Below are 23,768 nucleotides of genomic sequence, written 5' to 3'. Positions count from 1 at the left end.
AGGTCTTTTAACGCCGACCTTTCCCAGCCAAAGAAAGTCCGCAAGCATTCAGAATCCCGAGGGGCAGTTGAACCCGGAGATAGCCGGGAGCGAAAACGGATTGCCAGTTGAATTAATCTGGATCGTGTAAGCGACATCACGGCCGCCGATTACGAAACGCGCCTCCAGGTTATCACCGTTCCGGGTGATCGTACCCTTGTCCAGCAGGCGCTTCAGCGCCCAGGAGCCATCGAACCTGATAACGGATTCGCGCCCTGGAAGCTCTGGCGTCAGGCTGAGGTTCGCGGATCCGGAATCGAGACCTCCCGGCCAGGTCACCATGCCCGGCGCGTTACCGGTCTGGTAGCTCTGCACTACCTGACCATTCACGTCGAGCAGTGCCATATCGGCCTCGCCGTGCAGCGAGAAGGGCGTGAACGTGATGTTTATGGCAGGCACCGAGCCTCCCATAGGGAAGAATGCGTCGCGAATCTGCGCCGCGAGCTGAAATTGCTTCAGCGTCGATTTTGAGAGTTCGCGGCCAAGACGGGTTTCTTGCTTCCATTCCCAGTTCTGGCCGCTCATATCGGCAAGCGGTGCGAGGTTCTGGGCAAAAAATCTGTCGATCACGCCATTGGGTGCGAAAAGCCTGGCAAAATCCACCATCGGCACATCTTCAGCGCTGCTGCCAGCAAAAGGAAAACGATTCGCGATCACGTCCTCGCAGGGTTTGGTCACCGTTTCGGCAAGCCTTTGATTTAGCTGCGTTATGGAGGTCTCGGCCGCATCCCCTTCGAAATCGTCGGCAGCTCCTTGAACCATCCTCGAAAGAACCTTCGGTAGACGCGACGCATTGGCTCGCAGGTTGGATATTTGCAGCTGGAGATTCGCGTTGGCGCGTTCCGTCTGGCCTGGCATCGCGGCGGCCAATGTGAGGCTTTGATGGATGTCACGGAAATTCTGGACCAGTGAATCTATCGGTCGCTGGCCGGCAGGTCCGCTGATCAGGAGTTGGAAAGGCCTGAACTGGGCTTCGATGCTTGCGCCGGGGTTTTGTCCCGCCGATTTCGCGAAGGCGGCACCAGCTCTGCTCTGCGACTTGCCGGTGGGAATATCGATACCGATGCGGGCAAGGCCTTTTGCACGATCTTCCGGGCTTTGCGATCGGCTTCGATCCCCGTCCGCGGCCGTGCCCGTATTGCCTTTTGGTGAGCTCTCGCTGGCATCAGCCTCACGTGTCAACGCCGTTTCGTATGCGACAGCCTCGAAAAGTCGGATGATCGGGGATGTGGAAGACCCGGCGGCAGACAGGGCGAGATAATCGGGCTTGTCCGCCGACATTGGCTTGAACTTCAATTTGTCGAGGGCTGCGGTCCACGCAGTTGCAAAATCCTTGCTGTACCGCTCCAGAAGTTCGGGTCCGAGCCTGAGCAATTCCTGCTCGAAGCCGCCTTGTTCGCTGCCCGCGCCAATCACCCACTGGTCGTCGACAAGTTTCTGTGCAATGCCGCCGAGTTGCTTGATGTAGAAGTCGTTGAAACCGGCATAGGTATAGATGCCGGGCACACTGAGTGCAGACAGGTCGTTGCCGTCCACCGTTTCGAAAACCAGTTGCGCCTCGGAGCCTCCATGCACGGCCACCGAAAAATCGTCGAGCGAAGCCGCGTAGGTTGATGATCCAAGCACTGCGGAAGCGCGATCCGCGACGGTCATGCGTCCGAGCGAACGTTGCGCGGATTCGACCAGCGGACGGTTGAGTTCGAACAATGGTTCGTATGAATCGTCCAGCGCGAGCATCGCGCGCAAATGCTTTTCGAGTTCCTCGCGCCCGGCACGATTCTGCAGGCCGGGGTACCGGTTCTGCTCCCAGTCCTGTTTCATCCAGGACACGATCAACTCATCATCGGCTTTCGGCGCCTTGCCGCCGAGCATCAAATAGATCTTAAGTGGCTCGTAGAGCGCAATCGGATTGCCCATATTGGCTTCGAGCGTTCGCTCGACCTGCAGCAACAACCGCGATCGGAACATCCGCTCCAACGCCTGCCGGTAGGCGGTTTCGGAAGCCGAAACGAGTCTCTCGCGCTGGCTGAGCCCCAGAGTTTCCCCGACAGGCGTCGGCAATTCGCGATTTTCATAGCCGACTGGCAGATTGCGGAGTGCTTCCAGCGCGCCAAGCACATTTTCCAGGTCGACATCGGCCACCGTAGCGCTTTTGAGCAATGGCTCCGCCGTCACGCGGTATTGAACAACCGCCTCGTCCGTGCTCGCAATCAGTGTCCTGTTTGTCGTGAAGCTCAGAGCCAGTGCGCCAAGGGCTGCGGCGGCGACGAGCGAGATTGCGGCGAAGCCGCCATATCGGGCAAGTGCGGCACGCCGTTCAGCCGACTTATCGTGCGAGACCCATCCGGACTCCGCAAAAATGACCTTGGTTAGGAGGTCGTGGAGAAAGAAGCTCTTGCCGGTGCCGGAAAGATGAGCCTGGGCCGTGTTGCCGAAACTCCGGCCGATGGCGCCGAGAACCTGATCGATCGGTGTACCTTCCTGGGTACCCGACGAGAAATAGAAGCCGCGCAGGCTCGCGTTCACCTGCCTTTGAGTCGGCTCGAAAACGCTGCCGAGAAAATCGGTGACCCTGTCCTTCAGCGCGCTGAACTGGGCGGGAAAGCCAAAGATTGAGATACGCTCGACTGGATCGGCTTCCTCGTGAAGACGGTCCGGCATCTCGCTTGACAAGCGTTCGACCAGAGCATCGAATTCGGCGGGCGCAGCTTCGACCATGTTCTTGCCGCGGTCGCTTGTCTGGAAGGTCAGCCCCCAAACCTTGCGTCGTCGGTTCTCATCGAAATCGGCGAAATACTCCATGAAGCCGGCCACCAGGTCAGCCTTGGTGAACAGCACATAAACTGGAAATTCGATCTTCAGGATCTCATGGATTTCCCGCAATCTGTTGCGGATTTCGATTGAATGTGCGCCAAGCTCCTGGCCGCTGAGTGTCATAAGATCCGAAAGGCTGATGGCCAGGATAACGCCGTTTACGGGCTGCCTGACACGATGCTTCTTGAGGAGCGACAGGAATGCTAGCCAGCTTTTCTTGTCGGATTCGGCATCCGAATCCTGCGTCGTGTATCGACCCGCCGTGTCGATCAGAACGGCCTCGTCGGTGAACCACCAGTCGCAATAACGCGTGCCGCCAACACCCGCCACAGGCTGGGCTTCACTCGAACCAGCAAGAGGAAACTTCAGGCCCGAATTCACGAGCGCCGTGGTTTTGCCGGTGCCGGGAGGACCGATGACGATGTACCAGGGGAACTCGTAGAGAAAATTGCGCCTGCCGTTCGAACGCTTGAGGATGGAGACGGCTTCGCTCATCCGTCCTTCGAGCACGCGCGAATCGCTGTGCTTGTCGTCACCTTCCGTGACCATCGCCTCAAGGGCGTTTTGCCTTTTGCGCGTTTGCCAGAAGCGGAACAGATAGTAGCCCGTCACGATTACGACGAATACGCCGATGATCGTTGCGCGAAGCCACGCGGGCTCCAGCGGCCTGGCGTCGGCAAAGCCGATCATGGGGCCTGCAAACCACACGGCGATGGAAAGGCCGATCAGTGCAAGTGCGCTGAAGATCCGCAGCAGCCAGATCGTCATGGGCGCTCCGGGCTGAGCTTCAATTTGATCCGGCACGCATTCACAATGTTTCTTCCCTGGGAATCATCAGGTCGACGCGACGATTTCGGGCTCTGCCTTCCGGTGTTGTATTGTCAGCGATAGGCTCGTCTTCACCTTTGCCCTCGACAGCGATACGAGACGGATCACCGATCTTCGATGCGATCACCTTCTCGACCGCTTTGGCTCGAGCAACGGAAAGGTCGTAGTTCGATTTGAAGGCACTCGATTTTCTAGGCTTCACATTGTCCGTGTGACCAACGATCTTGATCGGTCCCGGCTCCGGCTCCAATGCCGTTGCGATGCGCGCGGCGATCGGATCGAACTCCGGCTTTGCATCTGCCTTTCCGGACTGGAACAGCACGAGATTGTTGACTTCCACGACGATGAAATCGCCCTTGGTGTCGACCGTCAGCCCGCCGTTTTCGATCTCGTTGGCCAACGCGGCACGGACGCGCTCGATCTGTGTCGTGGTGACTTTGACTTCCTCAACCAACGGCACGAAACTCGCACGCTCGATAATGACCGGCGTCGATGGATTGAGTGCCAGGAGTTCGTCGGCCAATGCGTCACCTTCGTTGGTGATCAGGACACGCATCGCGAAAAATGCACCGGTCACCAGGGCGAGTGCGGCAGCCGCAACCGACCAGAGCGGCACCCGCGGCGAACTGCGCGTCATTGCTGCGGACAGCCCCTGCCATCGCAGTGAAATCTCGTCGTCCGGGCGAGCGCTGAAGTAACGCAACGTCTCATAAGCATCACTGCGAACGCGTTCGAGACTGCTGTCGTCGCGTGCCAGGCCGCGGTACTGGCCCTCGAAACCCAGGCAGAGGCAGGCGTGCATCAATTCGAGCAGATCGGGATGCGCCTCGGGATCAGCCAGTGTCTTGTTCAATGCCTTGAAGAAACCCACACCGGGCGTTCCGACCTGAAAAAAACGCGCCAGCATGCCTTGCTTCGTCCATGCCTGCTTGTCGACGCCAGGGAGATTGAGGACAATATCGTCGGCGGTTTCGCAGAGGACGAATTTCGCGATGCGGGCGTCCTCGCTCGCAACGCCCGCGTCTGCAATCCTTTGTTCGAATTCCTCGATTTTATCGGCAAGTCGCGCTGCCAGGGGCTCGGCGTCGATATCGGAGATGTTGAGCCGCAAGTGGCCCAGCAACACCAGCAGCGGAGCGGCCGCGGCGACGATTGGGTTGGCTGCCTTGTATGAAACGTTGTTGCCGGCGTTAAGTACCACATCCTGCGAGATTTTCTGAACTTGCGGATCGATTGAGCCGTCGGCGAAATCTCCGCACGGGTTGCCTTCTGCCGGAGCGTTTTCCGCGAATGCGCCTTGGTAGATCACGGTGCCCGATGACCAGCCGGGCGGTGGCGATTGTGCGATTCCGGGATCGAAGACAGTGGCTTCGGCGAGAGCCCGCGCTACGTTGTTGGACTTTGGCTTTTCGCCGGCTGGCTTCGACGCTCGACCGGGACGAATGATGGTTCTGTCGCCCGAGCCGAAAGGGTCTTCGTTCGAACTCATCGCCGGCTTTCCATCGCTGCACGCCTATCAGGATTTGCGCACGCTATTTGCTCGGCGGAATTGCTCGCGTTGCCGCCCGGCGAAAAAAGGTTGCAGGGCGGTAAAGCAAGGATTTGCCGATTGGAACCTTGTAAGCAATCCGCGCGAAGCCTAGAAAACGCCGCCAATTCCGATGCCGCCGCTGATGTCTGGGGGAGGGGCCGCGGGCCGCCTTGCGGGTTGCGTGCGCCTGACAGATTTACCGTTGTTTGCCGCCTTGGCGCGCCCTCTGCCTTCATCGGAGGCGATCCTGGGCGGCTGTTTGACCTTCTTGACGATGACCGGCTGTTTGCAGATTCGGCCTGAGCGGAGGAACAGATCGCCCAGAAGTTCGACGGTCGGATCGGTCGTCGCCGCGACTTGCTTGGTGTTCCTGTAATAATCGGTGAGTGCTCGTATCGAGCCCTTGCCCCAATCGCCATCGACCGTCATGCGATAGCAGCCAAGCCGGCGGAGTTCAGTTTGGATGCCGCGTGCAAGATCCGTTGCCTTCTCATTCTCGGCTTCGCCCGCCGACGTGCCGACGATCAGCGTTTCCAGGCCCGAAACGACACTTTTCCGCGCGCCTTCGAGCCCCTTCAAATCGAGGCTCGCAACTTGCGTGCCGGAAGGCTCGGGCACCGCACCGGGTTGCGTGGGAATCTCGACCGATCGCAATGTCTGCCCGACGATAAGCACGGCGGTCTGCAGGTCGTTGGACGCGAGTTCGATCTGCAGCTTCTCCTTGGCGGCCGGGTCAGACAGGATGCGCGAAAGACTGGCGCTCAATTGTGCGGGATCGAGCACCTGCTGTTCAGTGAAATAAAACTGCTCGCGCAGATTGGACTGGTCCCAGGGGACCTGACGGCCGACGGTCAGCGCTTCGGTCTCGTTGCGGACGCGGATCATCATATCCGAAATGCTGAGTCCCGGGATCTCGACGCTTCTCAACAGCGCCGTGGTGAACGGGCTGTTGTCTCCTGCTCCATCGACCGTGACATTGCCTGGCTGGGTAGCAAAGGCGATGAAGGTGTTCTCGCCGACCTCGACCTGGGCCAAGCCATCGCTGGCATTGGCGGCGCTGCCAAGCGGATTGTTCCGGCAGGCGTCGAGGAATACGAAGGTCTGGCGATCACGGCTGGCAAACCGCGCAATGACCTCGTTGAGCTTGATCGCGCCCGCAGTAAGCTTTTCCACACTTTCCGGGTCAGGCGTATCGATCGGGAGCAGGTAGTTCTCACCCTGTAACTGCACGCCGTGGCCCGCGTAGAAGATCAAAACGGAATTCGCGGCCGCAAGCCTGGAGTCGGCCTCCTTGAGGAGTTCAGCAAAGCCTTCGGCGGTAAGATCGGTTCCCGTCAAGACGTCGAAATTGAGCCTTTTCAAGCTTTCGGCAAGCTTTTGGGCGTCGTTTGCCGCGTTAGGCAGACGTTCCAGGCGTGAACTCTGGTAGCCAGAATTACCGATGACGATCGCCAGCCGGTTGCGTGTCTGAGATGAGGGTTTTTCTTCAATCGCCGCCTGGGCGCCAATTGACCCAAATAGTATGAGAATCAAGAGAGCCGGGATGCGCAGAAAATTTCTGTAGGTGTCTGTCATGTCAGCGTGCTCGTTTCGCGCCTACGACAATTTCGAGCCGTGTGAAGTGCCTATCGGACTTCATCACGCTCGCGCGTTGCTTCGATCTCGAAGACCAGTCGATTTTTACACCAAGAATTTCGTCAAAGATAGGGAAAGGTTTTCCGAGGCGATTCAGTGTCCGGCTTCTTGATCCACCAGCTTTGGCCAAATGCAGCGGCTCTTCTCATCGTCAAATCACAAACCAACAGAGAAGTGATTTTTCTGCCACACTTCAGAATTGCCAGTACATAATAAGGGCTTTTTAGCCGAGCTAGATGAGGAGAGACGGATTCATGTTTGTTTTTCAATTGATTGTTGGTTCTTGGATATAAGAAAACGTGCATAATTTCCACGAGAAGAAGGTCACCAAGGCACTGCAGCTGCAAAAAGTTCATCGGTGCCGGAGAAGGTCGCGAACGGTATCCTCGCTTCAAAGGTGGTGTTATGTTTTCGCCAAGATGTAGTTGCGCGGGCGTTCAAGGGTGATTTGAGGTGGGGCAGGCTAAGCAGGCGATCTGAAACTTGAGAATTTGCTGTAGTCATTATTTCAGGATGGGGACCGATGATCGGTAAAATTCGACCTGTTCAGCTGGCAAGCGTGTCGGCGTTGGCAGTCGCAGCAGTCGTCTCCATCGCGCCGTTGCCAGCAGTCGCCTGCACCGCAACGTCGCAAGGTGACGTCGACGTGACCTCCATCGACATCACCTGCTCGGATCTGACGCCGACCGTGGTGCCGTTCACCACCAGGTACGAGAGTGAGGGAGGAGAGATATACAACGGCAACGGAGCCGATACCCTCTTCATGAACGGCGGTAGCATCGTTTCCACGGGTGTGGAGATATTCACGCCGGTTGTCGACGAAACATTCAACCTGGACCCGAGCACTGACGTGCAGATGCTTGGCGGCAATGACATCGTCGACATATCCGGCGCTGCGACGGTCGGAGCCGACGGAGCGCCGGTTGATATCAATCTTGGCCTCGGCGACGATGAGTTTCACCTGTCCGGCGAGGCTGTCATTTACGGGTCGGTGTTCGGAAACGACGGCATAGACACATTTGATTTAAGCGGCGGCGAAATCTTTGGCTCGATCTTTGGCAATAGCGGCAACGATATCGTGAGAATTTCCGGTGATGCCTTCGTGGGCGTCGATACCGGCATCGGCACTGATTCCGTAGGCCTTGAAGACGGCGACGACGAGTTCACGATGACGGGCGGCGAACTCGAAGGTTCGGTCAGCGGCAACACCGGCAACGACCGGATCACGATCGAAGAAGGCATAATCGGGAGCTTTGTCGAAGGAAACGAGGGCAACGACACAATCAATATTTCCGGCGGCGAGATTGCCGGCCCGGTGCTCGGCGACATCGGCGACGATGACATAACGATCGGTGGCGGCACCATCGACAGCTTCGTGGCGGGCAATGATGGCGACGACACCATCATCATCGGTACGGCCGCGGGAGGTCCGACGATTGCCTCGGGTGTCTTTGGTGACGATGGCGCCGACGACGTCCAGATTTTGGGTGGGACAATCGGGACGACTGCTCTGCCGGCGGTTGTCGACCTTGGCGCCGGCGCCGATGTTTTCGAGATGAGCGGCGGTACCGTCACGGGTTCGGTTTATGGCTTAGGCGGCGGCAACACCTTCGATATCAGTGGAGGGACAATCGGCGGTTCGCTGTTTGCTGGCAGCGAAAACGACACGGTGACGATATCCGGCACGGCGAACATAGAGACTGGTGCCCCTGACGCTGTCGGTCTCGAAGATGGCGACGACACCTTCAGCATGACCGGCGGGACGCTGGGCGGTTCGGTCAGCGGCGGTTCGGGCGCCGATACCATGACGGTCAGCGGCGGCACGATTAACGCTTTCCTCGCTGGCAATGATGGGGCGGACGCAATCAATGTGCTTGGCGGGGAGATTACCGAAGAGGTTGTCGGCGGGCTTGGCGATGATGTCATCACAATTAGCGGGGGAACCATAGGGTCGACCGTCTCGGGCGACGATGGCGCCGACCAGATACGCATTTCAGGCGGCGTTGTTGCGGATGTTAACCTGGGCGCTGGAGTCGATCTGTTCGAGATGAGCGCCGGTACGGTGACTGGTTCGGTGTTCGGCCTTGGTGGTAGCGGCCTTGGTAGTGGCAACACCTATAACATCAGCGGTGGTACCATCGGCGGCTCGGTGTTCGCAGGCAGCGAGAATGACACCGTGACCATTTCTGGCACGGCCAGCATCGCGGGTGGCGCTCCCGATTCCGTTGGCCTGGAGGACGGTGACGACACGTTCACCATGACCGGCGGTACGCTTGCCGGCGCGGTCAGCGGCGGCAATGGCGCCGACACATTGACGATCAGCGGTGGCACCGTTGGCTCCTTCGTTGCCGGTAACGCTGGCGATGACCTGATATTCGTCACAGGCGGCACCGTACAGGACGATGTGCGGGGCAATGAAGGCATCGACCGGGTCACCATTTCCGGCGGGACGATCGCCGGCGATGTAGAGGGCGAGACCGTCATTCTGCGTGGCGGCACGATCGGCGGGGATATCACCGGCATTTCTAATACGACGCTCATCATCGACGGTTCCGGGGTGAACCCGCTCGACCTGCAGGACGGTGTCGTGTTTAGCGGTACAAACGCCGTCGGCACCATCACCGACGAGGATCTGGCGGCTGGCGGCGAGACACAGAATTTCACCGGTTTCGACAGCGTGACCATGTCGGCGTCGACGCTCCGCTTCGGCGCCGGCGCGCAGGACATCGGCTTGCTCAGCCTCGGAGACGGCTCCACGCTTTTTGTCAACGGCAATACCAACATGATCGGCAATGTCGTCGTGACGGGTTCGACCATAGACATGATCGACGGCGTGGCCGATGACGTCTTCACACTTGGCGGCCTGACGCTCAACGGCGGAACGATCGGCCTCGACCTGAACCAGCAAACCGGCCTCGCCGATCAGCTTGTCGCCGGCGCGTTCACCGCCAATGGCGCCAACACCATCGTCGTCAATCTCCTGGGGGCGCCGGTATTTGCGGAGCCGACCGATATTCCGATCATTGTCTCGACCAATGGCCCGATTGCCGGAACCTTCGCGACCGGCATCACGGGTACGCCGAGCTCCCTCTTCACCTACGAGGTGATCGCCGGTCCGGACGGCGGGCTCTTCATTCGCGCTACGCCCGCCAATTTTGGTATAGCGACCGCGCCCGATAGTGCCGTCAACGCGTCCACGGTCGACACTGCGATCGATGCGCTCTACGGCATCAACGACGACGCCATCGAATCCGACCTCGGCCTTGCCAATGGCGCACAGCGTGTACAGATCTCGCCGACCTTCGGCGTTTTCGCCTCCGGACAGTTTGCACATACCGAACATGACGGGTTCACCATCAGCGGCAACGGCCTCACCGGGGCCGGCCCCGGCTTCGACGCCAACGATTTCTCCGCGGCGATCAGCCTCGACTTCAACGCCGCCAAACATTTCGGCTTCGACGACCGCTACGGCCTCAATCTCGGTGTGTTCGCCGGCTATGCGTCAACCGACGTTGGTCTCGGCGCCTTCCAGGGCTTCGCCAATATCGGCGACGCCGACAACCGCAGCGGCATGTTCGGCGGCTACGCGCTGTTCCGCCAGGGCGTCAACTATGCGCTGGTCTCGGCATCGGCCTTCCTCGGTGAAACCGACGTCTCCAACGGCGTGCTGAACACGACCGGTAGCTATGGAACGGAAGGTTATGCCGTAACCGGGTCGGTCGGGCACATCTTCTCGCTGACCGAGCGTGTGCGATTTGACCTGCGCGGCGGTATTCTGGGTGTGACCTTCAATGGCGACGACTATACCGACAGCGGCGGCAACCAGTTCGGTGAAAGCCGGATCTCGTTCGGGGCATTCAAGTTCGAGCCTGGCATCTACGCCGATTTTGCGCTCGAAAACGGCATGGTGCTCAGCCCCTATGCGCGCGCCGATTTCCAGCAGCGCTTCGCCTACAAGAACACCACCAACATAGACAACCGGGAGATCAACTTCGACGACGCCGATTTTTCGGCGGCGGTGTCGGGTGGGTTCAATCTGAAAATGACGGAGCGCGCGACGGTCAGCGGTGAGGTTCGCGGCAAATTCTCGGCCGATAGCTCCACCGTGGGCGGCAAGCTCGGTTTGAAGATCGCGTTCTAGCGTCCAATCCGTTGCAGCCTGCAACAGGCTCCGGGCCTATTTGGGCTTGGCGGCTTTGGAGTAGGCCTCGCTGAAATAAGCGAGAAATACGTCGAGCATGCCGTTTTCATGTGCATCCTCTTTCGCCTCCCAGGTCGCGACGAAAGCATCCCAGGCGCGGCCCTTTCTTGAGGCGAACGACGAGGCGGGGAGTTTCTTCTCGATCGCGTCCGGTGAGAGATCGTCGAGAAGGCGCGACAACGCCGCCTGCATTGCCGCATATGTGGCAAATTCGTGCGTCTTGAGGTCACGGAATGCATCTTCGATGCTGTGCCTGGCATCCAGATATCCGGCTCGACGCCGAGCAAACATGATGTCGAGGATCTCTTCCGTTCCTGGCACGAATTTCAACGGATTGTTGTCCGTGGCGCTCACCATTGTTCTATGGGAGCTTTTTGCCAGAACTTTCGCGGCCGCTCGCGCCTTCAGCAACAATGCCAACTCGTCCACGACGCTTCTCAGCACCGCACCTATTTCGAGTGCGACCTCATGCGGGTCGCGCGACATGAGCGCTTCCGGCGGGATACCAGCACCGGCCGCTATGGTCCGGAGAATCTCCGCGCCTTCCATCGGCCGGCCCGAAACCATCGCTGGATGGCGCGGGATTTGCGCTGGTGCTTGCGATCGTTGCCCGGTGCGGCGAACGGCAGGGTCGTTCGATGCCAGAAACGGGTCGTTTGCGAGAGGTACGTCTCGACGTGATGCCTGCCCTTCATCTCTGTAGGTCCCCGGCACCCTGGGTTGTGTCGAGGTGGCAAAGAAGGAACCGGCAGTCTGCGGGTTTCGCCCATCCGCCGGGTCCGAATTCGGCTGCTGCCAGTTCCCCTCGGTATTCTCTGTTGAGCCGGATGCAACGCGTTCATCCTCAATGGACACCGAGACAATATAGCGGCCGATCCGAAGGCGGTCCCCATCGCCGAGCCGGTGAGGATTGGTGATCCTTTGGGCCGCTCCGTTGATGAAGGTTCCATTACGCGAGACGTCATGAAGCCAAAAGGCACCGCTCTCGTATCGGACCTCGCAGTGCCGGCCTGAAATGAACTTGTCTGGATCTGGCAGGGTCCAGTCGCGATTTTCGCGTCCGATTTCGAAGTTGCGGTTGTGCGATCTGTAGCTGAGCGGGCCGCCGTTGGGCAGCCGGTCGATGTTGGCAATCTTCAGATTGATGAGCATTTCGGAAATTGCCTGCTAAATCCTCGATCGTCAAAGCTCGTCAGCACGACATCCGATTGTTACGCTAGTTTGCGGCCACAACAGGATAGTGGCAAGTGGCAGATTCGCAGTCACAATTTTTCATGCGGCAAGTCTCTTGGGTCGGTTGAAAAACATGTGCTAAGCTAAACGAGAGAAGATCGGCTGCAATACTGGAGAGGCACGAGCCCCTTATGCCCACTGATCGTGCAACAGTCATCCAGACACCGGTTGGCGCCGATATGTTGACTTTCACGCATCTCGTTGGCCGAGATGAAGTTAGTCGCTGTTTTGCTTATACCGTGGGATTTGCAGGCGAGAATACCGACGTCGATCCGCTCAAAATGCTGGGTGGCGCCGTTTCGATCGAGGGCGAATCCGGTGATCCGAAACGGTGGTTCAGCGGCCTCATCTCGGAGTTCCGGCTTACGCGGATTGAGGACCGGCTTGCACATTACGAAGCGGTTGTCCGTCCATGGCTTTGGTTCCTCGGCAATGCCACCGACTGCCGGATCTTCCAGAACATGAGCGTGATCGAGATCATCGAGGAGATTTTCTCCAAATACGGTCCGGTCAAGTTCGAAAAACGGCTGCAGGGCTCTTATCCGCAGCGTGACTACTGCGTGCAATATGACGAGACTGATCTCGACTTCGTGCAGCGCCTGCTCGAACACGAAGGCATCATGTATTTCTTCGAGCACGGCGATGGTGAGCACACACTCGTCATTGTCGATGCAATGAGCAAGCTGAAACCCGCCCCGGGTAACGAAACGGTGCCCTATCACTTCGAGGGGCAAGGTGCCCGGCGCGATGTCGAGTACATTACCGAATGGATTCCCGGCAGTTCCGTAAGGCCTGGGAGCTATGCCCACGACGATTACGATTTCCAGAAGCCGGGTGCGGATCTGACAGCGGTATCCGCCCAGGCCTTCAGCCATAAACAGGCCTCCGGCGAATACTACCGGCAGCCTGGTGCGCATTTGGATGTCGGGCGTGGCGACAGCATTGCGGCGATCCGGCGCGAGGAAATTCAAGCCGCACACAACCGCATCGCCGCGGTTGGGACGGTGCGGAGGCTGGTCTCCGGGTGCACGTTCAAGCTGGACGGCTTCCCGCGAGAGGACCAGAACCAGGAATATCTGGTGATCAGCGCCGAATACAAGCTGTTCGATCCGGGGTACCGAAGCGGGATCGAGACCGAGGGCGAGAATTTTCAGGTCGTTCTCGGAGTGGCTCCAACCGCATTGCCTTATCGCCCGCCGCGCATAACCCCACGACCCATCATGCGGGGGCCGCAGACAGCGACGGTCGTCGGCCCGTCCGGCGAGGAGATATTCACCGACAAATATGCCCGAGTGAAGGTGCAGTTTCACTGGGACAGGCTCGGCAAGAAAGATCAGAACAGTTCGTGCTTTGTCAGGGTCTCGCAAACCTGGGCCGGCAGCGGCTGGGGGTTCATCCAGATTCCGCGCATCGGCCAGGAGGTGATCGTCGATTTCATCGAAGGCGATCCGGACCAGCCGATCATCACCGGCCGTGTTTATAATGCCTCGCAGATGCCGCCCTACGGACTGCCCGGCAGCGCCACGCAATCAGGCTGGAAATCCAATTCGTCGCTGGGCGGCGGTGGCTACAACGAGTTGATGTTCGAGGACAAGGCCGGCTCGGAACTGGTCAATTTCCAGGCGCAGAAGGACCACAACCTGCTGATCAAGAACGACCGCACCAAGCTGGTGCAGCACGATCAGTCGGATCGCATCGACAACAATGCCAAGCATTCCGTCGGAGTGAACCTCGATGAGGACGTCGGCAACAACAAGACGGTCAAGGTGGGCGTCGACCAGACGACGAATATCGGCAACAATGATACCGAGACTGTCGGCGTCAACCGCTCGCTGAAGGTCGGCTCCAACGAGACGATCAATATAGGTTCCAATTCCACCGAGACGATCGGCATCGCTCACACGCAGACGGTTGGCGCGGTGCAGACAATCACGGTCGGCGCCGCGCGCATCGACTCGGTTGGGGCGGCGGAGCAGAGAAGCGTCGGGGGCCTTCAACGCAATACAATTGGCGCGACGCGGTCGGTCTCAGTGGGTGCGGGGCAGACACATAGTATCGGGGCGGCGGATGGTTGGACAATCGCCTCGAACCAGAGCGTGCAGATTGGCGGCGGCCAGACTTTCAAAATTGCGAAGGATCAAGGCAGCGAAATCGGCGGCGGCCGCTCGACCAAGGTTGCCAAGGATGACTCGACGCAAATAGGTGGAGCGCGCAATCTTAAGATCGCCAAGAAGAGTCTTACTGAGGTCGGCGACGATGCGGCCATTGTAGTAGGCAAGAACCTTACGATTGAAGCCAAGGAATCGATCACAATCAAAACCGGCAGCGCCGAGATTCTTATGAAGAAGGACGGGACGATTCACATCAAAGGTAAGGACATAAATGTTAAGGGTTCCGGAAAGATAACCGTCAACGCTTCGAGCGATATCGTCATGAAGGGCTCGGAGATAAAACAGAACTGAGGCCACCGATGAACAAAGTCGACGAACGGATAGATGGAGTAGTAATCGGCCTGTTGCTTGGGTTCGACCATGGCAGACCGCTCGTGGTTTTTCCCGGTAATCCCGAGGAAACAGCCTTGCCGGCGCGCAGTCTGGCCGAACTGTCGTCCGACATGATCGGCTCGGAAGTTGCCCTTCTGTTCGAAAACGCCGATCCGATGAAGCCGCTGATTGTCGGGCGGATTGTCGACCCCGTGAAGCGACAGGCAGACAGCTTTCGCGCCGACGCTCATGTGGTGCGAGACGGTGAAAGGGTGAAGATTAATGCGAACGAGCGGCTGGAGCTAAGATGCGGCAAGTCGGTCATCATTATGGAAAAAGACGGACACCTCACCATTCGGGGTACGCACCTCGTTAGCCACGCCAGCGCCTCCAATCACATCCGGGGCGGTTCGGTGAATCTGAACTGATGCCAAAGCCGCCGGTTCTCGAAAACATCGTCCGCCAGCACGCCGAGATGGCCGCGTTTTTGTGGACGGCTTACGATAGCCACCTGCTAAGCCAGGATGGAGAGCCCGAAACGGATGACGAGCAGCTAGAGCTTATGGAGCGGCTGGAGGCGCATTTGGATGGTGTTCGTGTCGCCGGTGCCGATGGGCTACGCATTGCACAGGAACGCTACGCGGAATTTCCCGAGCCGGGTGAGCTTTTCGTAATGCGCATGCTGGCGGCGGAGAAGCCGATCCCGATCGCGGACCTTAACCTGGATAAGGTGCGCGCCTATCTGAACGCCAACCTGCCTGCAGGATAGCTCAGCCGCCTGCTGGCCACACGCCGCTGCGCAGGTCATCGATGTCGACAAGCGTCCAGGCGCCATCCGACAGCCGGAATATGCCGATCCTATCGATCGCCCAAAGCGCGGTGTCAGTCGAAGATAGCGAGATCAAGGTCAGAGGTTCTCTTGCCGCTCCAGTTTCGACGAGAACGGGTCCACCTGCTTCCAGCACATAGAGGTTTTCCACTCTCGAGGGCGGGTATTCCGCCACGCCTAGGTAGCGGCGACCCGCATGCAGCGCCGTTCGATGAAACGCGCGGAGATTGTCCGAAAAGATGACCTCGAACCCCCCGTCGAAATCACCAAGATAGATCTCAGCGCGGGGTGTGTCGGCGGAAAGCGATATATGCGCGCCCTCGACGCGACCGGAAACGAGACGCGCGGCTGTGTCAATTGCCTGGGTTTCCACGGACGTGCCACGGACCCGGGCCAGAGCGCCCAGTGCACCGCAAAAGATATAGTCAGAGCCGAACTTGAAGCCAAAATAGTAGGGTGGGTATTTCCGGGCGTACTCCCTGGTCCGCCGTGTCTGCTCTTCTTCGTTGTCCGACCGTGGGGGCTTCGGCTCAGGCGTCAGCAGCGGCTCCCACTCCTGCGCGGGGAGTGCAATGCGCCAGAGGTTCGAATACTCGCCGCTGACATAGACATGGGACCCCTCGCCGACCATCGAATAGGCAAAGAACCGGTCTTCCGGCATGTCGACTTCGAAAAGTTGCTGTGCCGAGCGCTTGATGGCGAAAATCGTGCCGTCCGAGATGATCCAGAGTAGACCGAAACCGGTATCGTAGTGCGCAAAATCGACATGGCCCACCCCCTCAACCGAAAAGCTTTCGAACGTCTTGACCGCGAAGTCGACGACATGAACCCACCACGTATCCTCGTCGGCGTCGTCCACCGCGATGGCCGTGGTGTCGGAGATGGGCAGAGCGTACATGTGTCGTCACCTCGATTTGAATTATGTCAGGGGAGTCCTAGCTTCTCAAGGCGCTTGGCTTTGGACTCCTCGCTTCTCGGCGCCTTCTTGTTCAGCTTTGCGCCCTTCTTCTTTGCCGCGGCCATCTGGTTCTTTATACATTCCTTCGCCACTGCCACACAGTCAGCATCTGGAGGGTTCTCGTATTCCACGAGCTCGTTCAGAAGGTCGTTTGCATCCTGCAATGCATTGTCGACCGTCGGCTCGGGCCTCTCGCGGAACCTTTCATCGATCTGATGCAGGAAGCCGTGACCGCGCGACGTGGTCAGATCCGTGCCGCCGGCTTTTGCATGGTCCGCGCCCTTCTGCAGGATCGCTGCCTTGTTCGCCTTGCCCTCAGGCGACTGTGGGTCCGACTCCTGTGCTGTCGAGCCGTAGGCGTTTCCGCCGACGCAAATGCAGCAGCCGTCCTCGATCGTCGGAAAGCTATCGTCCACTCGCGACGCATCCGGCTTTCCGCTCGCTGCCGCGGCTGCTGCTGCAGCATGACCTGCAATCCGATTATATTCGACTTTGCGAAAATACTCGTCGGGAATGATATGGTGCGCCTGACCTCCGCGATTGCCACACTCCACATGGGTGTCCTTGTAAGACCCGACGAGGCAATCGATTGTATTGATAGCGGACGGCCCAGGCTGACCCACGAGCACAGTCGGCGCTGAGTCGGGCGGGTTTTCGCTAGGCATGGTTACTGGTCGCTATATCGCTAAATCGGGCAACTCCCTTGCCTTGGACCTTTACGTCCATCGACCATTTCTGCGCGAATACGGCGCCGGTGTTCTTCGACGTAATGAGCCCCTTTTTTGGTGCGGCGCCGGCCTCGTCGCCCGAGCATTTGCTATAGTTGCTTTTGTTTTCCTGACTGATTTCTTTGCCGCCGATCTTGACCTTGCTGCTGCCGGAGGTCAGGTCGGAATCTTGGCCAAAGTCTGGATAGGGAATGGGAACACCGGGCGGAGTGGCCGGTGTTTGCGGCGGCGTGAAGCATGGGTCGGGAAAGGCGGCGATGACCTTGCAGCCCTGAGCCTTGGCGGAGATCTCCAGGTTGTTGGCGAAGACGGTCATGAAGCGGTCACCACAAGAGCACCGCAGGCCCCGCCATCGGCAGAAGCCTCAAGCAGAACCGGCCGACGAGAGCTGTAGCCTTTCCGGGCGGCTGTGAGAGCCCATCCCAGCATCAGCGGGGCGACCGCGGCGCCGATGTTGCCGAGACTCGCCGCGATCACCCAGATGGGCTGGACGTCGGCCGGCTCCCGCTGCGTCCTTTGCATCGCGAGGGCGGTCTGCTTGAACCAGAAGCTCTCGCCGGGGAGGTCGCCGATCTTGATCGCGATGTCGGAATGGCGACAACCTGCTTCCGCGAATGCCGCCTTGTAGGCATTCGTCATGCCGTCGGCGCGGAACGGCAGGTCGGCTGTGTTGTAGATGTATGCTTGTTCCCGCGCCAGGCCGAGCCCCAAGAGGCGCAGGGAGCCGCCGGCGCCTGGGCGCGTACAGAGGACGGCGGCGGCACCTTCGCCGGGAATGAAGCCGTTGGGGTTGTCGGGGGTGAGAAGGCGTCGCTCGGCGAGGTAGTGGCCGATCGTCAGGCCCGTCAAATAGCTGTCGACCCCGCAGATCATCACATAGGGCACGGTGCGGTCGGCGAGGAGGCGGCGGGCCTGGTCGAGCGCGGCATGGCCGGAGGGGCGGCCGTGGGCGACGATACGGGTGCGATGGGGGGAGGCGAAGCCGATGATCTCGGCGATGTGGGCGGCGAGGCGGGCGGAGTTGGGGGCGAGGCGGCCGGGGCGGTCTTCCTCGCCGAGGCAGAGGATCAGGGCGGCGGTGTCGCGGGCTTCGGGAACCGCGTCGAACGCCTCGCAGATGGCAGCAGCAGCCATATGGGCAAGGCGTTTCTCGCCGAGCCAGTTACGCGGCAGCGGCACCGGCGCGCCGACCAACCAGTCGCCGCCAGGGGCACGAAAGCCGGTTTGCTGAAACCCATCAAGCCTTGCACGCATCGCGGCGCAGCTCGATGGAGCATCAAGGCCCACGGCTGTCACCATGCCGGTAGACACGATATCGAGGCCGGCGCTCATGCGGCTTTGTCCTCTAAGCGGCCTGCAACCTGGTAGCGGATATAGGCCTTGCCCGTGGCAAAGGCGCGCTCTATTCCTCTCGTCGGCGGGCCGATCCAACATTCCGAGAAGTCGAGGATAGTGCGGTGGATGCGTTGTGAGATCCGCCAGACCAGCGAGAAACGCCGGTTTTCCGGATCGAACAGGATTGTATCGGGATAGAGGTTGCCCTCGAAGGCCTTCACGCGCCTCTTGAGCAGTGTGATCGGCAGCGCCGTTGAAGGCAGGCGAAAGCTCACCCGACCCTCCGGCGTCAGGTTGACCAGCTGCACCTCTTCACCGCCGCGCGGATGGTCGATCTGCTGATCGGACGGGGCCATCTGGAAATAGCGCTCATCGAAATCCGCGGGCAGGAACGGGAAGACGTTGTCGATCCAGTTCTGGTCGTATGTGCCGCCAAATTCGATACGGCCGGGCCAGCCGCGCCCCATCGGTCCGAAACTCATCGGCTTGTATTCGCCGAAGGGCGAGCGCACCTCCTCGCCGACGGCCTGCGTGTTGGGCAGCCGCAAGCCAGGTATGAAGCGTTGGTTCTTCGTCTGCGCCCAGCCTGTTCCGACGGGGTTGCGCAGATAGGCGCCGGGGAGCTTGTCTTCCGGATTGAGCTTGTCGACCCCGCCCCAGGCATTGTCGTAGGTAATCGGCATCTTGATGAAAGGCTGCGGCGAGGTCGACGTGAAAACCGGACCGATTGCGCGCCATTCGCGGTGTCCCACCACTTCGAAAAGCTTCGACCAGTTGCCGACCTTTATCCCAACCGGTACCCGTTCTGCGGGCCGGCCGCCTGGCGCGTAGGCATAGCCATTGGCGACGACATCGCAACGTGGCTTGCGAAAGGCGAAATCCGTCTCCCAGAGCGTCGCCGAATAGCCGGGCTCGCCGGTCTGTGTATCGGCGAAAACCAGCGGTGCCTGCTCGGCGGATTTGCGCACTGGACCGCCCGGTGTTTCCGGAAAATCGAAGGTGCCCTTTACGACGACGACCACCCAATCATGGCCGACAATGTCGGTCGCCATCGTGAACTCGTGCGGATAGCCCAGCTGGTTCCAGATTTGCATCAGCCGGTCTCCCGGCTTCTTGCGAAAACCTGCTCCAGCACGGTTTGCGGCGTATCGGGGTCGATGTCGAAGATGTCAGAATGCGCGGTCCAGACCACCATGCCGTTAACGATCTCGTCGTCAACGTCGGCAGATGGCATCGGCATCGTTGTCAACGTGGCATCGAGTTCATCAGGTGTCATGTTGCCGAGCTGAGCGTCGGCACCAGCCTCCTCTATGCTGGCAAACCATTTTTCGGCGCGCACCAGGCCGATCGACACCTCGGGAAGCTGCGCGACGATGGTAAGGGGAAACTGCCTGCCGACCTTGTCGGCACTCTGCAGAATGATGCCCGCCGCCGCGCCGAAAGACGCCGGCCCTTTGAGAAAGCGCAATGCGGCGTGGGGGGGCCAGAGCTGCGAGCCAATCAGAGGGGCGAAATGCTGAGCGAGCCATCGGTCCCACAAATAGACAAAATCGAACGGCAGCCGCCTCGTGACGAAGTCACCCGCGGTTGGCAGCTTGCCGTAGAAGCCGGGCAGGATCAGATATTCTGCGGACATGTGAACTTCTTGAACATTTCGAGATTGTAGGGGTTCTCCACGCTGGAAGCCTTCAGCTCGAAATCAGCATAATAGCTTTTGGCGCCCAGCCGCAGGCTGTAGACATCCGCGAGCTTGGTGCCGGTGAAGCGGCCGCTGCGCAGCATCCTGAGCCACGCCCAACTGCCGGTCTCGCTGACGATGACTTCAGGGGAGCCGTCGATCGGCTGGAACGCGAGCGTGATGACGCCAGTGCCGTCCTTGCCCGGCCAAGTCATCGGCTGTGGTCGCGTCGCGTTGTTGTAATAAACAAGACTTTGGCCATCGAGATTTAGCGTGACACGGGTAACGCTCGGCGACAGGTCTTTCGGCTCCAGGGTGAAACTCATGACAGGCCCCGAGCCGCCCGGAAAAAGATCGTCGCGAATGCGCCGCGCCTGCTCGAAGGCGGCGAGCGCGGAAGCATCCAGTCCGAAATCGGCGCGCCATTTCCACGGCTGGCTTGCCGTGTCGACGTAGCTGATCAGGTGGTCATTGATGAAGGCGTCGATCATGCCGCCCGGCCCGAACAGGCGGCCAAAATCACGCACGTTGACGTCGATCGCGCTTTCGGCGGTGAAGGGATAACGGTTGTTGAGGGCGGCTTGGCAGAAGGGCAGGATATCGGCGCGCCAGATGGCGTTCAGTTCCGACGTCACGGCCCTCTCGGTCAGGCCGCTGGTGTCGCCGGCAACGCCGCCCAGCCAGTCATCGATCGGGTCGGGCAATATCTGGGCCTGCCTGGCCACAGCTCCCGTCAATTCGGCAAGTCCACCCTGCTTCTTGATTGCGTCCTGCGGGTCCGGGTTGGCGGCGACCGTTTGCAACACGTTCGAGAGCGCGGTCAGCGCGACCACCGCGGCATCCAGCGCCGGCGGCTGACCGTCGACTTCCGCGATGGCGCCTTTCAGCGGCTTGAAATGTTCGGCGACCAGCGCGCCAGTAAGATCTACTTCCGCCGCAGCGCCGGCACGCGGGAGGAGTTTTGCCCCCTTCTTGGCCAGCTTTCCGATCTTGCCAAGCTTGCCGAGCAGTTTCGAGGCGCCCTTCGGTGCGGCCTTGTCATCAGCTGCCGGTTCGTCCGACCGCGTGAGTTCGGTTTCCCGTACCACTGCCGTAACAAGGCGTTTCAAAGCGGAATCCGCGCTGGACAGATCCTTCAGGTTTTCGCCGGCGACCGTAAGGTCGGTCAGTGGGGCAAGCCTCATGTCGCGAAGGAAACTATCCCATTGTGCGATGTAGTCCTCGTAGTAGAGTTTAAGGATATCCTCCGAAAGCGCCGACACCGACGTCTCGGCGTTTTCTTCGCATCCGCCGGCAAAGACCGCCCGGTCGAGCGCCGCCTGGGCCGCTACGTCCTCCAGCCGATCTAGGATGACGTTCTGGAAGCCGTCATAGGTGAACGCTCCGGGAACACCGACGCGGAGCGTTTTGTCTGATCGCCGGGCAAATACTTTGGCTCCATTTGGTCCTGCGAAGTTCGCCGGAATCCACTCCTTGAGTTCGGCGACTGCGGGATCGCCAAGCAGCTGCTTGTAGGCGCGCGCCGGCAGCGAAATTGTGCAGACGCTCTTCAGTGCTTCGGCAACCAGCGCCTGGTCCGGTGCGATGTAGCTCTCGTCGACGGCCATGCGGCGGATGGCTGCGAGTTGATGTTCCTCTGCGTCGGCGGTCGGAAACGGTGCGGCAGGCGCGAATTCGGGCAGATCGTTCACCCACCAGCCCTGAACAAAGTCGGGATCCATTTGCGACAAGCCCGTCATCATGCGGTAGGTCTTGAGCGCGCCAAGCAGGAAGTCCGGCTCGCGGATCTGACGCCACATCGTCGCTTCGAGCAAAGCCACCATGCGTGGCTCCAGCACGTTGCGCAGTGAATGGTTGTAGGCGTCGGTCTGCGCTCGCAGAAGTTCCGGCGATGCCGTTGGCCCGATCAGATCCCGGATGCCGCTTGGCGGTTCGGTCCTCGCATTCGCCACCTCATCCATCGCTTCGAGCGCGACATCGAGGTCAGGTGTTTCCACGGGTGCCTGGCTCGCGGCAATCGTCGTCAGCGGTGCCTGCAAGGCTTCGAATTGCGTGGCCTGAGTGGCAATGGCGTTGCGATTGTCGAAGTAGGAGAACGTGAAGATAGAACCCGCCAGCAGCGCAACCGCGCCCGAAGCCGCAGCCGCACCGCGCCATATCCATGTGCGACGGCGCTGGGCGAGTGGATCGAAGGTGCCAAGACCGGCTTCCTTGAAAACCACTTCGGTGAGCAGGTTCCTAAGGAAGAAGCTGCGCTTTTCAACTCGTGAGGCCGGCATGGATCCCCTTGCCGGCAATCCGAACGAAGAGGCCAACGCTGCGGTCAAGCGGTCGATAGGCGCGCCTTCCTGCGTCGCGGAGGTCAGATAGATGCCGCGCAGCCAGGCGGTTTCTTCGTAACGGCTTTCCCCGAACATCGCGTCGATCAGCACCTGGATCGGTTCTGAAAGACTTTCGACCTGGGCCGGGAACCGGAATATCTCGGCACGGGTGGCAAGCTTGTCTTCATCCTCAAGCCGCGGCACGAGCCGCCGCTCAAGTTCCCTGGCAAGGGTTGAAATTTCGCGGGCGACAGTCTGGCCATCCACGCGTGCGTCGAGGGCAAACGTTGTCCCCCACACCTGTTCGCGTGCCGAGGTCGAGAGGCCACCGAAGAAGGCTTCGAAACCCTTGATGAGGTCGGCCTTGGTCAGCATCAGATAGACAGGCAGGCGGATCTCAAGCCGCTCATTCAGTTCCGCCAGCCGCCTGCGGATTTTGCGCCCATGCGCCTTGATGGCCTCGTCGCCTTCGGAAAGTGCATCGATCGAAAGCGCAACGATCACACCGTTCAACGCGCGGCGTCCCCGGTGTCTCTTCAGCAGGTCCAGGAAACCCAGCCATTCGGCCGCATCGACGTCGGGTTGGCTTTCCTGCTGGACATAGCGGCCGGCGGTGTCGATCAGCACCGCGTTTTCGGAGAAGAACCAGTCGCAGTTGCGGGTGCCGCCGACGCCCTGGAGATCGTCGGTCAGATCGATCGGAAAATTGAGTCCGGACTGGCGCAGCGCCGTTGTCTTGCCGGTAGCCGGCGGGCCGACGATCACGTACCACGGCATTTCACGCAGGAACTTGCGGCCGCCAAGTTTGCGGCGGCGCAGTTCACCCATCACGTCCTGGAATTTGGCGCCGACAGCGGCGACGCTTTCTTCGCCCGGGCTGAGCGGTTTTTCAACGACGGGAGCGGCGATTTCGGCAACGAACATCCGATTGGCGCGGATTGCCCTGCGCTGCGCGACGATCAGCCAGATCAGCCAAAAGATGACCAGAAGGGCGATGAGGACGATACGCACCGTCTCCGATGCAAATGGTTCGCTCTGGCCGATCCTGACGATCGGACCGAAGATCCAGATGACCAGCGAAAGCAGCGTGAGGCCGATCAGCGTCCAGAGCCAGCGGGATGTCAGAACGGACCAGAGGAAGCGCAGGATGAACAT

The 23,768-nt window shown here is 59.9% G+C and carries 15 protein-coding genes; 4 read left to right on the top strand and 11 right to left on the bottom strand.

Translation table 11 applies throughout. From position 1 onward, the window contains the following. Positions 1 to 48 precede the first annotated feature (48 nt). From tssM (OHD58_RS23250) to OHD58_RS23240, 3 genes are all read right to left on the bottom strand, one after another. Positions 49 to 3,621 carry a type VI secretion system membrane subunit TssM gene (tssM, locus tag OHD58_RS23250; protein WP_263805928.1) on the bottom strand — a complete coding sequence of 1,191 codons (3,573 nt, stop codon included), beginning with the start codon at positions 3,619 to 3,621 and terminating at the stop codon, positions 49 to 51. A gap of 40 nt (positions 3,622 to 3,661) precedes the next feature. Then, positions 3,662 to 5,170, bottom strand: a complete 1,509-nt coding sequence (tssL, locus tag OHD58_RS23245) for a type VI secretion system protein TssL, long form (RefSeq protein WP_263805927.1) — start codon at positions 5,168 to 5,170, stop codon at positions 3,662 to 3,664. Between the two features lie 150 nt (positions 5,171 to 5,320). Further along, on the bottom strand, positions 5,321 to 6,787 hold the full coding sequence (locus OHD58_RS23240) for a caspase family protein (RefSeq protein WP_263805926.1): 1,467 nt from the start codon (positions 6,785 to 6,787) through the stop codon (positions 5,321 to 5,323). A 583-nt stretch (positions 6,788 to 7,370) separates the two neighbouring features. On the opposite strand from OHD58_RS23240, the gene OHD58_RS23235 reads away from it, so the two are divergent. After that, on the top strand, positions 7,371 to 10,988 hold the full coding sequence (locus OHD58_RS23235; protein WP_263805924.1) for an autotransporter: 3,618 nt from the start codon (positions 7,371 to 7,373) through the stop codon (positions 10,986 to 10,988). Positions 10,989 to 11,024: 36 nt separating this feature from the next. Here OHD58_RS23235 and tagH read toward each other — a convergent pair whose 3' ends face one another. Beyond that, positions 11,025 to 12,200, bottom strand: a complete 1,176-nt coding sequence (tagH, locus tag OHD58_RS23230) for a type VI secretion system-associated FHA domain protein TagH (RefSeq protein ID WP_263805923.1) — start codon at positions 12,198 to 12,200, stop codon at positions 11,025 to 11,027. 212 nt (positions 12,201 to 12,412) lie between these two features. Here tagH and OHD58_RS23225 point away from each other — a divergent pair, with 212 nt between their 5' ends. Genes OHD58_RS23225 through OHD58_RS23215 form a run of 3 tightly spaced genes read left to right on the top strand, consistent with a single transcriptional unit; the run spans position 12,413 to position 15,533 of the window. Further along, positions 12,413 to 14,743 carry a type VI secretion system Vgr family protein gene (locus OHD58_RS23225; protein WP_263805922.1) on the top strand — a complete coding sequence of 777 codons (2,331 nt, stop codon included), beginning with the start codon at positions 12,413 to 12,415 and terminating at the stop codon, positions 14,741 to 14,743. An 8-nt stretch (positions 14,744 to 14,751) separates the two neighbouring features. Beyond that, complete coding sequence (locus OHD58_RS23220; protein WP_263805921.1) at positions 14,752 to 15,192, top strand: DUF6484 domain-containing protein; 441 nt, start codon at positions 14,752 to 14,754, stop codon at positions 15,190 to 15,192. Continuing rightward, positions 15,192 to 15,533 (top strand): hypothetical protein, encoded by a 342-nt coding sequence (locus OHD58_RS23215; RefSeq protein ID WP_263805920.1) that lies wholly within the window; start codon positions 15,192 to 15,194, stop codon positions 15,531 to 15,533. The genes OHD58_RS23220 and OHD58_RS23215 overlap by 1 nt, the downstream gene beginning before the upstream one ends. Position 15,534: 1 nt before the next feature. Here the strand turns inward: OHD58_RS23215 and OHD58_RS23210 are convergent, their stop codons facing one another. The 7 genes from OHD58_RS23210 to tssM (OHD58_RS23180) are packed head-to-tail and all read right to left on the bottom strand — an operon-like array spanning position 15,535 to position 23,768. Then, positions 15,535 to 16,491 (bottom strand): hypothetical protein, encoded by a 957-nt coding sequence (locus OHD58_RS23210; protein ID WP_263805919.1) that lies wholly within the window; start codon positions 16,489 to 16,491, stop codon positions 15,535 to 15,537. Between the two features lie 26 nt (positions 16,492 to 16,517). Continuing rightward, on the bottom strand, positions 16,518 to 17,216 hold the full coding sequence (locus OHD58_RS23205; protein WP_263805917.1) for a hypothetical protein: 699 nt from the start codon (positions 17,214 to 17,216) through the stop codon (positions 16,518 to 16,520). Beyond that, positions 17,209 to 17,595 (bottom strand): DUF4150 domain-containing protein, encoded by a 387-nt coding sequence (locus OHD58_RS23200; protein WP_263805916.1) that lies wholly within the window; start codon positions 17,593 to 17,595, stop codon positions 17,209 to 17,211. Before OHD58_RS23200 ends, OHD58_RS23205 begins: the two co-directional genes overlap by 8 nt. Beyond that, the gene (locus OHD58_RS23195) at positions 17,592 to 18,611 is read right to left on the bottom strand and encodes a 3-oxoacyl-ACP synthase (RefSeq protein WP_263805915.1); all 1,020 of its coding nucleotides are present in this window, start codon (positions 18,609 to 18,611) and stop codon (positions 17,592 to 17,594) included. Before OHD58_RS23195 ends, OHD58_RS23200 begins: the two co-directional genes overlap by 4 nt. Then, positions 18,608 to 19,708, bottom strand: coding sequence for a DUF2169 domain-containing protein (locus tag OHD58_RS23190; protein ID WP_263805914.1), 1,101 nt, complete (start codon positions 19,706 to 19,708; stop codon positions 18,608 to 18,610). The genes OHD58_RS23195 and OHD58_RS23190 overlap by 4 nt, the downstream gene beginning before the upstream one ends. Next, positions 19,708 to 20,250 (bottom strand): type VI secretion system-associated protein TagF, encoded by a 543-nt coding sequence (gene tagF, locus OHD58_RS23185; protein WP_263805913.1) that lies wholly within the window; start codon positions 20,248 to 20,250, stop codon positions 19,708 to 19,710. The genes OHD58_RS23190 and tagF overlap by 1 nt, the downstream gene beginning before the upstream one ends. Next, positions 20,232 to 23,768, bottom strand: a complete 3,537-nt coding sequence (tssM, locus tag OHD58_RS23180) for a type VI secretion system membrane subunit TssM (protein WP_263805912.1) — start codon at positions 23,766 to 23,768, stop codon at positions 20,232 to 20,234. The genes tagF and tssM (OHD58_RS23180) overlap by 19 nt, the downstream gene beginning before the upstream one ends.

Origin of the sequence: Mesorhizobium sp. ZC-5, assembly GCF_025753855.1 — a bacterium.
Lineage (GTDB): Bacteria > Pseudomonadota > Alphaproteobacteria > Rhizobiales > Rhizobiaceae > Neomesorhizobium.
Note: the sequence above shows the minus strand (reverse complement) of the source record. Positions and strands in the feature narration are given on the sequence as shown.

Bases quoted from the DNA above. Each gene is read 5' to 3' on its own strand.
- OHD58_RS23225 (WP_263805922.1), top strand. From the start codon at position 12,413: ATGCCCACTGATCGTGCAACAGTCATCCAGACACCGGTTGGCGCCGAT.
- tssL (WP_263805927.1), bottom strand. From the start codon at position 5,170: ATGAGTTCGAACGAAGACCCTTTCGGCTCGGGCGACAGAACCATCATT.
- OHD58_RS23215 (WP_263805920.1), top strand. From the start codon at position 15,192: ATGCCAAAGCCGCCGGTTCTCGAAAACATCGTCCGCCAGCACGCCGAG.
- OHD58_RS23240 (WP_263805926.1), bottom strand. From the start codon at position 6,787: ATGACAGACACCTACAGAAATTTTCTGCGCATCCCGGCTCTCTTGATT.
- tssM (WP_263805928.1), bottom strand. From the start codon at position 3,621: ATGACGATCTGGCTGCTGCGGATCTTCAGCGCACTTGCACTGATCGGC.
- OHD58_RS23235 (WP_263805924.1), top strand. From the start codon at position 7,371: ATGATCGGTAAAATTCGACCTGTTCAGCTGGCAAGCGTGTCGGCGTTG.
- tagF (WP_263805913.1), bottom strand. From the start codon at position 20,250: ATGTCCGCAGAATATCTGATCCTGCCCGGCTTCTACGGCAAGCTGCCA.
- OHD58_RS23190 (WP_263805914.1), bottom strand. From the start codon at position 19,708: ATGCAAATCTGGAACCAGCTGGGCTATCCGCACGAGTTCACGATGGCG.
- OHD58_RS23200 (WP_263805916.1), bottom strand. From the start codon at position 17,595: ATGACCGTCTTCGCCAACAACCTGGAGATCTCCGCCAAGGCTCAGGGC.
- tssM (WP_263805912.1), bottom strand. From the start codon at position 23,768: ATGTTCATCCTGCGCTTCCTCTGGTCCGTTCTGACATCCCGCTGGCTC.
- tagH (WP_263805923.1), bottom strand. From the start codon at position 12,200: ATGCTCATCAATCTGAAGATTGCCAACATCGACCGGCTGCCCAACGGC.
- OHD58_RS23195 (WP_263805915.1), bottom strand. From the start codon at position 18,611: ATGAGCGCCGGCCTCGATATCGTGTCTACCGGCATGGTGACAGCCGTG.
- OHD58_RS23205 (WP_263805917.1), bottom strand. From the start codon at position 17,216: ATGCCTAGCGAAAACCCGCCCGACTCAGCGCCGACTGTGCTCGTGGGT.
- OHD58_RS23220 (WP_263805921.1), top strand. From the start codon at position 14,752: ATGAACAAAGTCGACGAACGGATAGATGGAGTAGTAATCGGCCTGTTG.
- OHD58_RS23210 (WP_263805919.1), bottom strand. From the start codon at position 16,491: ATGTACGCTCTGCCCATCTCCGACACCACGGCCATCGCGGTGGACGAC.